At 40.3% G+C, this 13,403-nt stretch carries 13 protein-coding genes; 11 read left to right on the top strand and 2 right to left on the bottom strand.

Annotation, left to right across the window (positions count from 1 at the left end; all coding sequences use genetic code 11):
* Positions 1-497 (top strand): hypothetical protein (locus Q0954_RS29530; RefSeq protein WP_299464023.1); only part of this gene is annotated, 497 nt, incomplete at its 5' end.
* A gap of 781 nt (positions 498-1,278) precedes the next feature.
* Here the strand turns inward: Q0954_RS29530 and Q0954_RS29525 are convergent.
* Positions 1,279-3,096, bottom strand: a complete 1,818-nt coding sequence (locus Q0954_RS29525) for a hypothetical protein (RefSeq protein ID WP_299464020.1) — start codon at positions 3,094-3,096, stop codon at positions 1,279-1,281.
* Between the two features lie 182 nt (positions 3,097-3,278).
* On the opposite strand from Q0954_RS29525, the gene Q0954_RS29520 reads away from it, so the two are divergent.
* On the top strand, positions 3,279-3,626 hold the full coding sequence (locus tag Q0954_RS29520) for a helix-turn-helix transcriptional regulator (RefSeq protein ID WP_299464017.1): 348 nt from the start codon (positions 3,279-3,281) through the stop codon (positions 3,624-3,626).
* A gap of 109 nt (positions 3,627-3,735) precedes the next feature.
* Here Q0954_RS29520 and Q0954_RS29515 read toward each other — a convergent pair whose 3' ends face one another.
* Positions 3,736-4,140 (bottom strand): helix-turn-helix transcriptional regulator, encoded by a 405-nt coding sequence (locus tag Q0954_RS29515; protein ID WP_004155872.1) that lies wholly within the window; start codon positions 4,138-4,140, stop codon positions 3,736-3,738.
* 865 nt (positions 4,141-5,005) lie between these two features.
* Between Q0954_RS29515 and Q0954_RS29510 the strand changes: the two genes are divergently transcribed.
* The 9 genes from Q0954_RS29510 to Q0954_RS29470 all read left to right on the top strand — a co-directional run bounded on the left by Q0954_RS29510 (position 5,006) and on the right by Q0954_RS29470 (position 13,099).
* Positions 5,006-5,299, top strand: coding sequence for a hypothetical protein (locus tag Q0954_RS29510; protein WP_299464012.1), 294 nt, complete (start codon positions 5,006-5,008; stop codon positions 5,297-5,299).
* A gap of 83 nt (positions 5,300-5,382) precedes the next feature.
* Entirely contained in the window at positions 5,383-5,745 is a 363-nt protein-coding gene (locus Q0954_RS29505; RefSeq protein WP_299464009.1) for a hypothetical protein, read from the top strand.
* 344 nt (positions 5,746-6,089) lie between these two features.
* Complete coding sequence (locus Q0954_RS29500; protein WP_299464006.1) at positions 6,090-6,401, top strand: hypothetical protein; 312 nt, start codon at positions 6,090-6,092, stop codon at positions 6,399-6,401.
* Positions 6,402-6,420: 19 nt separating this feature from the next.
* Positions 6,421-6,762 (top strand): hypothetical protein, encoded by a 342-nt coding sequence (locus tag Q0954_RS29495; protein ID WP_004155868.1) that lies wholly within the window; start codon positions 6,421-6,423, stop codon positions 6,760-6,762.
* A gap of 33 nt (positions 6,763-6,795) precedes the next feature.
* Positions 6,796-8,553, top strand: coding sequence for a hypothetical protein (locus tag Q0954_RS29490; RefSeq protein ID WP_299464000.1), 1,758 nt, complete (start codon positions 6,796-6,798; stop codon positions 8,551-8,553).
* A 43-nt stretch (positions 8,554-8,596) separates the two neighbouring features.
* On the top strand, positions 8,597-10,075 hold the full coding sequence (dnaB, locus tag Q0954_RS29485; RefSeq protein ID WP_299463997.1) for a replicative DNA helicase: 1,479 nt from the start codon (positions 8,597-8,599) through the stop codon (positions 10,073-10,075).
* Between the two features lie 45 nt (positions 10,076-10,120).
* Positions 10,121-10,924, top strand: a complete 804-nt coding sequence (locus Q0954_RS29480) for a DnaB-like helicase C-terminal domain-containing protein (protein ID WP_299463994.1) — start codon at positions 10,121-10,123, stop codon at positions 10,922-10,924.
* Between the two features lie 412 nt (positions 10,925-11,336).
* Positions 11,337-12,077 carry a DnaB-like helicase C-terminal domain-containing protein gene (locus Q0954_RS29475; RefSeq protein ID WP_299463991.1) on the top strand — a complete coding sequence of 247 codons (741 nt, stop codon included), beginning with the start codon at positions 11,337-11,339 and terminating at the stop codon, positions 12,075-12,077.
* A 164-nt stretch (positions 12,078-12,241) separates the two neighbouring features.
* Entirely contained in the window at positions 12,242-13,099 is an 858-nt protein-coding gene (locus tag Q0954_RS29470) for a Rha family transcriptional regulator (RefSeq protein WP_299463988.1), read from the top strand.
* Positions 13,100-13,403 lie beyond the last annotated feature (304 nt).

Genomic DNA, 13,403 nt, shown 5'->3' with positions numbered 1-13,403 from the left:
AGAAAATAGCGACATCATGCACTTTCTCGGCATTTTTGCCAGTTATTTTATTTAATCAAATCACCATGAAAAAACAAGATCAACCCCCACTCCCTACCTTGTATTGTACCGTAGGGCTACCCTTTTCGGGCAAAGCAGCATGGGCTACTTGCCAAGGCTTGCCCGTGGTTTCGCTTGCCGCCAATGAAGCAATAATTGATGGTGGTGGCAAAGTTACTCAGAAAACCAAGTCTACCACTGAGCCACTGGCTTTTACCCGCCAACTCATCGAATGCCTTTTTGCTGCGGGTAACCAAGTGGTCATTTTACTGGCCGAAAACCTTACCGAAAAAGAACGCGCCTACTGGCAAAACCATACTGCCTGGCAAACCGTATTCAGGGAGTTTCAGATCAGTGAGAAAGAGGCGATTCGTAAGGCAGTCGCAGCGGGGGTGGGCAAGCAGCAGGTACTAACTATTCAGGAGAAAGCCAAAAAGTATGAAATGCTAAATCAGTAAGCAAGCTAATCAACCAAGCAATGGAAAATCTGTAAATCAGATTTGTGAGTGGGCAAAAAACCAAAGAGTACATCCAAGACTTAATTGATTATTATTTTGTGTTTTTGCAACAAGAGAAGGCAAGTCCGACAACTGAGATATCAGACAATGAAACGGTTACTGGTATAGTGTGTAATATTTGCTGTAAAGGGGCTTAATGGAGTGATTAAGGGTGATAAAAATGAGGCGGCTTATTTTTCAAAAGATGCGGGTGTGGTGGGATTCAGGTTGAAGCCCTGGCAGTTAATTGCTCTAATGGGCTGGCATAAACAAAAACCTGACAGAAAAATATACCTCTATCTCCCTGCCAGGATATCTAAAACCTGAGGCATTAGATATAGTGATTTCAGTAGCAAAAGTAAGACTTTGATCTATTCTATGCTAGAATAAATATCATATTTTAATATCATTAACAAAATACGTATGAGTTTACAAATTGATGTGGATCAACTCAGGGGTGGAGTAAGTGATACCAAAGCCACCGAATTTGGGTTGTGAAAACTCGAAATTTATGACTTTGGGGATAGCCAACCCATCATAAGGTTTGGCATCAGGGATAATTCTTCGGTACAGGCAAACATTGATCATACCGCAAAAACCTTTGTTTTACGTGACCCTTATGAGCTTAACTCTCAGGGAGGGCTTGCAGTTGCCTATAACTAAATAACCTTACCCCCGAAAAGTCACCATCTCTTAACCTCCCCCCTTCCTTAATCAAAAAGAAGAGGGTTGTTTTTTTGTACTATTCAGAGTCAGCTAAACTTTTCAAACCCTTCACCAGTGTAATCCTAAGCGTAGTATCACTAATGTGTTTCACTACATACCTGTCCTGACAAAAGTCGTACACTTTATATTTTTTCTGTAGAATATCGGCATACTTTACTCCCTTTATCAAATCAGGCAACACCTCTTCATACCACCTTAATTTCCGATAAGGGTCGTCGGTTCGGTCGCGTCCCTGGTAATACCTGTCAAAACACTCTGGTGGAATGTAATAACCATTTTTACTGGTTTTCTTTGCGCCTGCCTTAACAGGTGTACCTGTTACACCTGTTGCTTTTCTGGTTTTTGATTTAGGGTGTTTAGACACCATTTTAACAGGTACAACACTGGTGAGCGTGTGGATCCCGTTTAAACTGTTTTGACTGGTGTAACTGCCATCACTGTTATCCTCTTTTTTAGGTGTTTTGACCGTGCCCATACCCTCGTTGATGGGTGTTTTAACACTGTTTTGACTGGTATGACTGCCATGGCTGTTTTTACCTGTTTTGATAGTGTTCACGTCTTTGTTTACAGGTGTTTTAACACCGTTTAAACTGTTTTGACTGATACAACTGTTATCCTCTGTTTCAGGTGGTTTAACTGTTGCATCAGGTGTGACTGATACAACACCATCTTCACTGTCAACCGGGGCGTTATCTGCTTTAGGTGGTTTAACTGCCTCAACTGTTGCATCTCTGTTGATGTCACCTGCCGTTGTATTAATGCTTGAATGACTGGGATGATTATCAGGTAATGTAACACCATCAGTAGGGTATAAACCAGCCTTGCTTCCTGCATTTGCCACCTGAAGTATGCCAGCCACAATTGCCTCGGTAATTTGTTCCGGAGAAGGTTTGCCGCCTGGGTCATCACTTGTACTTTCCTTAGAATTCAAAATATCATATTCGTTCCCTTCTTCCTGTACCCGTTTCATAAAAACACTATGAAAGTAATAGGCATAAATCGTGAGTAGTTCCATCAGCAGCACCAGCGAAAAACCAATGCCTATGCCCATTGTCCGGTAATGATCATTGGTGCTGGTTGCTGCCTCATATTTAGTTTTTACCTGAGTGATCTCATCCAGCTGTTCTTTCTCCAGCGCCAATTTTTCTGCTTTGCCCGCCTCCAGGTTTTCCTGCTCTTTTACTGTCAGCCCCCAACGCCTGAGTTGGGCATTTACAGACAGGTTTTCGAGCCCGGCAATGGTATTACTAAGCTGAGTCAGGCGAGGTTGGTTTTTCTTTTTGATCTGCTGCACTTTTTGGGTCTCAGCAGCGGCAATAGCCTTGGACTGGTCAATCTGTGAATCCCCAATCAAAGCTCCACCCACCGCACTCACCACAAGTGATGAAATCACAAATAAACTTAGATACCCCCATTGTATTAGTGGTACTTCATTTCCATTTGCCCGCTTGTAAAACACGTCGGTTGCCTTCTCTTTCTTGCCCCATTCCAAAGCTCCAAAAATTATGATAAGGCATACCAATGTGAGGAGTAGCAACAGGGTAGTAATAACCCCCAACGATTTAAAATCCAGATGGCGGGTAGCAAGTAAAACAGCTGTAATAAGGGCAAGCACAACCGAAACCGGGTGATAAAACAAGCGAAAGCTTTTGCCTAGTTTATACCACACCACTCGCCGTTCCAGGTACGACTTGCCTGTCATGTAGGTGTCTGCCTTCTGGTAATACTCCTTATACTGAGAGCTTTTATGTTTCTCATCATAAGGATTCTTAGTATTTAACTCAGAAGTTGAATTGGCTTTTTTGATTTTTTGTAAAAAAGTATTTTTATTCATAGTTAGTCAGGTATTAATTTACCCGCAAATGCAGGCAAGAAGTTGAAAAACATCACTTAATTATGTCTTAATAATTTAAAAATAGTCATTTAAAGACTGTTTGCAAATAAAACGACTACTTATCACATAAAAAAGCATCAATTACTGATGTATAGAAAATAAAAACCGGGTATTTTAGCAAAATGAAAAAAAAGGAACTACTGAAAATAGTCAAACAACTGCGCAAAAGTCATGGGTTTACCCAACAACAAATGGCTGATAAACTGAAGTGGGGCAAACAATCTTATGAGAGACTGGAGAATGGCCGTACTCAGGCATTCGACCTCGATGAGATTACCAGCATTGCTCAAATATTTCAATTAACCGCGACAGAAATGATGGAGTACCATGCCCCTCATGGACAGGTAAAAACTTTATTAAAGGAGGGGATTGCTCTTTTCCGGGAGAGCAGCCAGCTTTTTCAGGAAGCACAGCAGAAAATTGATGAGGCAGAAAGGTTGTTGAATAATCTGGAAACAAAGGAAGCATAAAAATATCCGAGAGTATATATACAAGAGGAGAAGTTTCATAAAAAAACCTTCTCCGATCGAAGCAGAGAAGGTTTTACACTTACTTTAACTAAAACTATTCATCCAAAATTTAGCCTTTAATTTGAGTACCAGAATTTTCATTGGCTCTTTTGACTGCGTCCAGTTCTGATTTCAAATAAGTATTTTCCTGAAACAACGTATCAATAAGCGTTTGTTGTGTCAATACCTGCTCTCTTAGATTTTTTACCAGCCCACTTTGATTACTCCTGCTCCCATCCATGCTCAGGAGGGGAGTTCCCTGACCTGTGAGTAACCAGTTGCCATTCACATTCGGAAACCGATCTAAAAACTTAATAAAAAAATTAAGCGAAGGCTTGATGGCGCTTTTTTCTCTGATGTATTGATAAACGCTTGTGATGGGTACATCTATTTCTTCAGCAAATGTTTTTCTGTTATACCCTAAATCTTGTATAATTTTAAGTAACCTTTCTTTAAAACCTATATCTATTCCCATTTGTAATGTTTAATGTTGGTAATTGTTATATATTTTATTTTAGTGCAAATATAGCAATTCCATTTACTTCCACAAAATATCATATATGAGAAAATAGCAATAGAAGCCTTGTTTCAAAATGAGCGAATTTTTAGTCTGATTACCTACAACAAACCCATGCGGTTTACCAAACAGGCAACCAGAGAGTTGTTGTACCTCTTTTGCTTATGTCCACACAGAAATGTAATTGATTACTGTCGGAGCAAACAAAGAGGTTCAGACTTATAATTCCGCCATCTTCCCAAAAAAAAAGCATAAAAGTGCCCTGAATGTTTTTTTGGAAACATTTTGAATTAAGCTAAGGAATAAGAAAGTGGGGTTTCTTTGAGAAAGAATTTGATGTCAAGCAAGCTAACTGACAACAAATTGGAGTGAATGTACACGAAAAATTATTGAAAATAGGTGGAGCTAACGCTCGTAGAGCATAAGGAAAATTACACAAAAACATTACTTGTTGTATAACTCCCCAAATGAAAGAACCCAAACATCCTGCAATAATATAAACTTAACCTTACATTCCAAAATTTAATCGTATTTTTTATTACTATCATTTTTGATAAAAATAATTCTCCAAAAAAATTATTAAATATTTTAAATAATGTTTGCAGGTAAACATCTTGTTTTCAATATTTGCATCTCGTTAAGGAAAAGACCTTAATGCATTGCGTAAAAAACGCCTGCAAAAAAATAATAGGAGTTAATTGTAAAAATACTATAAAGTAGAATTCAGGCTGGCTCAGGTAGTAAACAAACTGTTGAGTCAGTTCTGTCTTTTTATCCACAAGCAACTTACTTAATAATAAATATTAAATAAACAGATCAAATTATGAATGAATTCAACAAACGCACAAGGAAGCGTATAGCAAGAAAAGTGACCATACTGCAAAAAATTTATGAAAGTAATATTGACAACTTTACTGCCAGTGATCTTCGCAACTTAAATGCCTGGTTACTCTATAATGTGTGGCAGGAACCAGACTCCTTACCTGTTCAAGTGATCACTTTTGGAAACGAACAGATCAGACTTTTTAAATTTCCGGCAAGTTTTGCTCATCAAATAGAAACCCGGATAACCTCTTACTTCAAACAAAAAGATAAATGTAGCCAGGTGTCTGCTTAGGCAACCCGGCAAAACCAATTTTAGAACTCGATAGATACCTCAAGCCAGTAGTTCAATAAATTGTTTATCCAAAGTAAGATTAAATGAATAAGCCAAAGAAGCGCCCGCAAAAGAGTGCTCCTAAGAGCACTACTGTGCTTCAAAAGATTTTTGAAAGTAATATCAAAGATTTCACTATTACTGACCTTAAACACTTAAATGGTAGTTTGTTCTACCGTGACTTCAAAGAAAGATATCCTCAGGCAGAGGATTTACCTATCCAAACCATTGTTTTTGAAGGAAAACGGCTCACTCTTTTTGAGTTTCCTGAAAGTTTCGGAGGAAAGATCAGATCAAAAATATTCTTTCATTTTAAACGTAAAGCAGAAAACCTTCGTCGTGAACGGGCTTGCCAAAAAAATGAAGGAAAATCAGAAGAAGATGACGAAAGCTTTTTTCAGGGTTAATTTATAAATGCCTGAAAAAAGAGCGTAAGAAAGGAAGCACTGTTTCAACCCGGTGCGACCTTTTCTTTCCAGATAGCTGAACTGTTCACTGTATCTAAGACGAAGGGAGACCTAAGACTTGTTATCACGGCTGGATTGCTCATAAAACGTATTACTATGCCCAAAATTCCTGGGCAAAAAAAATCACTTGTAACTATATGAACCTTGTTTTATGCTCGCTCCATAAAGCAAAGGTTTTATCGGTATACGAATACCATCGAATACTTCTTTGTGACACAGAGAACTGTAGCTATCGGTGTTCTATGTAACCGGGAAAATTAAGTAACCAACTAAAAATATTTATCATGAGCTGGGAAATTACCTGGGAAGATCGACGTAAAGCCAAAGTGCTTGCCCAAATCCGTCAGAAGAGATTGCGGGGCAAAGTCAGGGTACAAATCAATCAAAATACGTGGATATATGTACCAAAGAAAATTGCCCGCAGCAAACGTAAGTTACGGGCGTTTTTATCTTGCCGGGATCGTAAACTATTGGAAAAAAAAGCCTTGGAAACCCAGGTAAAAACAGACAGGCGGCAACGGGGCAAGGCCTCAGCAATGAAGACGAAAAAGCAGCGAAAGCTGTCTTACACAAATGCTAAAACAAATAAAAATTAATTCATCAAACTAAATAACAATGCCTTACAAAAAAAATTTAATTCTTGATTTTCACGCGCTTATTCAAAATCAAACAGACCTTAAGCTCACTGAGCATGTGGTTTTGACCTGGGCTTATGAAGCTGCCTGGGATGGCACTCTTGAACCTCTTGAGGATGATGGTATCAGGTATTATTGTTTTACTCCAAAGGGTGTTCGGGATGCCCTGCCTACCCTCAAAATTAAGACTGATAGAGGAATCCGGAAAATCATCGAAAAACTGGTAAAGCAAGACCTGCTTGTTCCCCACTACAATCGGCAGGGGATAGGTGCTTACTACGCTTTTTCTCCTATCACCCAAAAGTTGTTTAAAGGCTCCTGATGTACTGTCTCAATTTACCTTAAATAATTAGTGATGAAAAATCAAAAACAAACAGATAACACCTATAAAAAACGAATCAACCTCGATTTTGAGGCAGTCATCCGGCAAGGCATCAGTCTTAAACTGGACGAGCATGCGATTCTTGGCTGGGCACACGACTTTGCCAGAAGTGGTAAAAATAAGTCTATCAAAGAAGGAGAGATTGAGTATTTTTGGTTACAGGCTAAAAAGTGTCGTCAAGACTTGCCCGCACTTGAGATAAAAAGTGATCGGGGCATTCAGAAAAAACTGGAAAAGTTAGTCAACGCTGGATTTTTAATCCCTCATCCCAATCGAAAAGGATTGGGGGCTTATTTTGCTTTTTCAGGCATTGCCCAAAAAATTTTTGAAAACACCTGTATTTTGCCCAATGAATCGCAGTTGCATCATTTACCAGGACTTGAGAGCCGAAAGAAACAATTGTTCGAACTCATAGGAGAAATCAGTAAAGATCGAACCATTGTTCTATCAAATAACGAACAATTCTTCGATATACTCATTGAAACTCTCTTGGGACAACGAAAGATTGATCGAAGTGACATCGAACAGTTTATCGAAGCAACATCATACAGTTGTTCGCACAATAATATAGTTAAAGATAATATAGTTATTGATAAAACCTATACTCTTTCTAAAGAAAAAGAAGAAAAAGAAATTTTTGAAAGTAAAGAACAAATATTCACTGCTGTGCAAGAAGAAGAGAAGGAGGAAAATGTTTTGTTAAAAAAAGAACATTGTCAGGCAGGAGTTAATGACCACGAAAAACTGAACAAAGATTTAGCTGCTCTGGAAAAAAACGTAAAGGCAATGGAAGCCAGAGAACTGGAACGGCAAAAGGAAGCCAGTGCAAACACTCAGGTGCTCCTAAGCAAAATGGCGGCTATGGAAAAAAGAATGGCAACCCTGGAAGCCAGGGAACTGGAACGGCAAAAAGAAACCGCTAAAACCAATGAGTCGCTCCTGAACAGAATAAATGCTTTGGAAAAAAAAGCATCGGTTACCCCCACAAATGAAAACCAAAAGGTAAAAGAGGAAATTTATTCAGAAAAACAATCAACTCAGGTAAGCGAAAAAGATAAGTCTGTTGCCAAAGAAATGCCCCAAAACAAACCCGCACCATCTGGTCAGCAAGAATCAAAACACTTGGTAAATCCGGTACCTTCCAAAGAAGAAGTCATTCAAATATTTACTGAGGAAGGCAGCACTGTAACAATGGCAGAAAAATATTTCAGTGATAACCTGTCGCTTATTCAGGAAGGTTTGATTAGTGAAGCCACGGTTCGCCGTAATGCCCTGTCAGCTGCTCCAGCAGACACAACACAAGCGTCTGCGAATCAGGCAGAGCAAAAACCAGAAAATACTGCGGCAAAAGATGCTGCCAGACAGCACGAGACTTATCATCTGGCACAAGAAACCTACGAAGCCTTTAACATTTTGCCTTCCAAAAAGGAGTTGGGAAACCTTATGCAACAAATTTCAAACATTCAACAGGAGCGTGACCTGAGCATTCAACAAATGCGGCAAAACCTGCAAATGTATCAACGCTTTATTCAAACCCCAGGGGTAACGACCAACTACAGCCTCAAAAACTGGCTCACAATTGAAGGCAATGGCTATGGCAGAGACTGGTCGAAAGACCTCGATAGAGTTCAAAAAAAACAAGACTATCAACGAAAGAAGGAAATGGGGCAAATAATGTATACCTCCTACCAACAGGACTTTGAGCCCGCCACCAGACCAGACTGGTATTAGCATAAAACTCAAAAAATAATCACTCAAAAACTGATCAAAACCCATGGCCAAAAAAACAATGGTAGTACAAGGACAGGTTCCTCCTCAAGCCATCGATATAGAAGAAGCGGTACTCGGAGCGATACTCATTGAACAACCTGCCTTTATGCAGGTCATTGACTTGCTGCAACCCGATTACTTTTATAAGCCTGCCCACAAGGAGGTTTATCAGGCAATACTGGAGCTGTTTGCGCAAGCCAACCCAGTAGATATGCTTACAGTAACTCAGCAACTAAGGCAAACAGGTAAACTTGAAATGGCAGGAGGTCCCGCTTTTGTGATGAAGCTGACCTCCCTGGTGAATTCCTCCGCCAATATTGTGTACCATGCCCACATTCTGGTAGAACAGGCAATAAAGCGGCGGTTGATCGAGATCAGCTCCAAAATCCGTAAAGCGGCCTTTGACCACACCAGCGATGCATTCGAGGTCATAGATGACCTGGCAAACGATGTATTTCAACTAAGCGAGACAGGAATAAAGAAGCAGTTCAGCCGGGCATCAAAAATAGTTTCAGAAAACATACTCACGCTTGAGGAGGATGTAGCAAACCCGCAAAGAATTCAGAAAAACAAGATACCGTCGGGTTTGTATAGCCTGGATAAGCATATTGGGGGATTTGACAAGGCAACGCTGACCGTGTTAGCAGCCCGACCCGCAATGGGTAAAACCGCCTTTGCCCTGAACCTTGCCCTCAATGCCGCAGAAGTATTTGAGCGACCTGTGGCCTTCTTTTCACTTGAAATGAGCGCAAGAGAGCTGGGTTACAGGCTACTTGCCATGTGTTCAGGCATTGCGTCGAAAAGAATCAAAAACAGAGCGCTGTCCCAGGAAGAGGTACCGAAGATAAGGCAGGCAGAAAAGCTCATCCAGAAACCTAACCTCTTTATTGATGACACCCCACAACTATCCCTGCTTCAATTCAAAGCAAAAGTACGACGGCTGGTGTTTAGCCATCAGGTAGAGTGTGTAATCATTGACTACCTTCAGTTGATGAAAGGGCATAGTGGTCAGGCAAGCCAAAACCGACAGCTGGAAGTAGCCACCATTGTCAAGGATTTAAAGGCGCTCGCCAAAGAAATGGATATCCCCATCATTGCACTCTCTCAGCTTAACCGGGGGGTAGAAACCAGACCAGGGGATAAACGTCCTGTGATGGCCGATTTGAGGGAATCAGGAGAAATAGAACAGTCGGCCGACACCATCGCATTTCTCTACCGACCAGCTTATTACGGAGTTACCGAAGATCACCTTGGAAACTCTACCGAAGGAGTCACTGAACTCATCATTGCCAAGCATAGGGATGGTAAACCGGGAACGATTCTGCTGGAGTTCGTTCCTCAGCACCTCAGATTTCAGGACTTGAATCAACAGTTTTGGAGAGAGCCCACCCAAAAACCTGAGCAGCCAGGCAGGGCAACACAATCACTCCCGGCAAAACAGTTCAGAGGGTTTAGTCAAAACCCTGACGATTTTGACAAATAAAAGGCATTCATAAGAATTAAATAAAAACAACAAAAGAGTTATCAAATGAAAAAGCAAAGTAACAATCAATCACAGAATAAGACCCCGGCAGAAATTTCTGGCATTAGAAGTGGTTTTGAAGAATTGGATCAACTCACAGGTGGATGGCAAAAGGGGCAACTTACTTTGATTGCTTCACTTTCCAGCTTGGGTAAAACCTCTTTAATGGCAATGTTTGCCCACAGTGCCAGCAAAGAAAACACCCCTACTCTGATCTTTAACCTGGAATCACCAACGGATTGCCTTGTTCACAAAATGATATGCACCGAAGCAAGGGTAGAGATGAACAGCAGCAGGTCGGGACAACTGACCAGGGAAGAATTTGCTTCACTTGAAAAACAAGTCCAACTGTTGAACCAACGTCCAATATTTATTGATGACAGCAGTAGTTTTCCACTTCAGAAGTTAAAGACCAAAATCATGCGGTTCAAAGTTAAACACGATATTCAACTCGTATGCATTGACTTTATTCAGTTCATTGAAGTCAAAGAACAATCTTTTGGTAGCAGGTCTCAGGAACTCGCCTGGATCACAGAGCAACTAAAAAAAATGGCCAGTGAACTGCAAATATCCATCATTGCTGTAGTACAGTTAAATCGTTCACATGCCTTGGAAAGACGACCGCCTTGCCTGGCTGATCTGGAAGCCACCAAAAATGCTGATACTGTTTTATTTCTCCACCGGGTACCGGAAGATACCCAGGGCATTACGCAACTTATCCTGGCAAAGAACAAAGCCAAACCAACCAATGTAACCATACCATTGCAGTTCATTGGCAAGCACACTTACTTTAAAAGCTTGCAAAAGTGATCCAGAGGGCAGGTAGTGGTAGGGAAGGACTTAAACTCGCTACCCAAAAACAGAACCAGACTTATGACCTGGTTCAGTGTTGACAGACAAAGTAACAATGCAAAGAAGGTTTTAGAGGAAGCTTTACATAACTCGCTGACTATCAATTTTCCCTTCAAGTTGCGGAAAAATAAAAAGGCAGGAAGAGAAGCCCCTTTGATGTTATTCGTATGTCAGTCGAATGTGCCAAAGATTTGAAAATTTAGAAGAGAGTTTTGGCAAATGGCTAATGGAGAGGTTATACCTCCTCAAACACTACCTACAGCTCTCTGAGAGGATTTAGCAGGAATCCGGATGACTTTGAAGAAAAGTAAATCCTGCCAGCAAATAGCAAAAATAGGTTTTTCAAACATTTTAAATCAAGATAACTCTTATGATGACAGCCGATTTATTTCACCTTACCCAACCCCTTACTCATATTGCTTCTTACCCTAAAGCAGGTAAAACCAGCCTGGCGGTAAGTTTGGCTCTCGATGCACTTATACACCACCACGATATGGGTATATTCTTTTGTTCGGCAGGCAAAGAAAGAGACATCAGGCATCGCATGGCATCAGCCATGAGTGATATTGACCTGATGGAAATAGAGCACATCAAAGAAAGTCCCGAAGATGCAAAGTACAAAAAATACCAGGATACGTTAATGGCTACCTTTAATCTTAATTTCATTGCCTGTAACATCAGAGGGCTTGCATTTGAGGAGTTCAGACGCAAATGCCTTTATCACGCCTATTACAATCAGGTTAAACTCATCATTGTAGATGATTTACATCAGGTAGTGGGTGGAGACACTCAAAATAATATTCAGGAATTAAAAAAGCTTGCCAGTGTGTTAAACATCCCTTGCATTGTATTTACCCCATTGCCCCAGGCAGAAGATGACAATATACAAAAGGTGACTAAAATCAATGCTTTACTGAACACTTATGCAGATGTAACCATGTGGCTGGATCGTCCGGAGTATGAAATAGCGGCTCAACTGGAAGTAATTAAGCAGCCTACAGGCGAGCCTTCTGACATCCCCCTGAGTTTTACTCCGCGAACGGCTCACTTTACGGATGTGGAAATGATTGGCTTACATTTTATTCTGACAGAATTGGAAAAGGCAGGGTAGCATATTGGTGAGCTCCCCCCCTGTTATCTTAAATATTATAGATAGGGGACACAGAACAGTTTAGTTTTCAAAAATAACAAGGGGCGAATGAGGAACCGGGAAAGATATTACTTTCTAAAAAAACGTTTTCGCCCCACTCAAAACTTATGTTAATGACAAAATCAATGAACAAAGACAACTCAACACAAGCTTCACTGGAAGGCTTATTACCTGTTGAAATAAAAAACGAAATACAAGTGGTAGATAGCAGGTTGGTGGCTGAAGCACTGGGTATTAAACATCAAAATTTAATGGAAACTATTAAGCGTTATCAGGCTAAAATAGAAGAGTTTGGCTCGTTTCGGTTTGAGACCGAAACGAGAAAACGTGATGTAGGGGCAACTACCCTAAAATTCTGCTACCTTAATGAAAATCAGGCCATCTTCATTGGTACCCTTTCCAGGAACACGAAAAAGGTGGTTGCCTTTAAATCCAAACTGGTTCAATCATTTGCTTATGTTCGAAAAACAGTTCAAGAACAGTCATTCAATCAAAAGCTTTGGGTACAGGTAGTAAAAAACCTCTATGAACTAACAAAGTCCACCAAAGAAACTAAAAGGGAAATAAAAATATTGAACTCCTGGCAAACATTTTTGGCACACGAAATAAGTAGCATCAGGGATGCACAAGATTCCTTGACAGACGAAATAACCCATATCAAGGCAGCTCAAACAAGTTTACAGATAGAAAACTTCAACCCGCTTTTCACCAAAGTCAGAAAAGAACTGGGGCAAATGATGCAAAATTATTCGATCTGGTATGGGATGACCACCCAGGGACTCTACCAGATTCTTTACAAGGAATTTACCGTAGCATCCGGACAAAATATATATCAGCAAGCAAAAATGGCAAATAAAACACCCATCGAATGGCTTGAATCCACAGGCTGGATTTTAGAGGCTTATGACCTGGCAATAAAACATTTTGGAATACCAGAAGAAAATCAAGATTATCAGGGTGACTTAGGAAATCCTGACAGATAAGAGGGCAGAAGGCATCATAACAGTAGTTCAATCTTTCAAACTGAAAGAAATACAACTACTGTTATTTTAACCAGTGAATGATGCCGAGATTCAAAAATGGTAAATCAATCGGATTTTAATGATAAAACCAATGAATACAAATTATTTAAGGCCACAGTCTCCTGTGGCAGCTTTGCTTCCGATAGAGGCATTGGGTGAGACTCTGATGGAAACTATCAGGTGTTATTAGGCTAAAATAGAAGAGTTTGGCTCGCTTCCTTTTGAAATGGAGATGAGAAAACGTGGTGTAGGGGCTACTACTCTT

This window comes from uncultured Microscilla sp. (genome assembly GCF_947493425.1).
GTDB lineage: Bacteria > Bacteroidota > Bacteroidia > Cytophagales > Microscillaceae > Microscilla.
The sequence above is the reverse complement of the archived record's forward strand: the minus strand, read 5'-3'. Positions and strand labels throughout refer to the sequence as shown.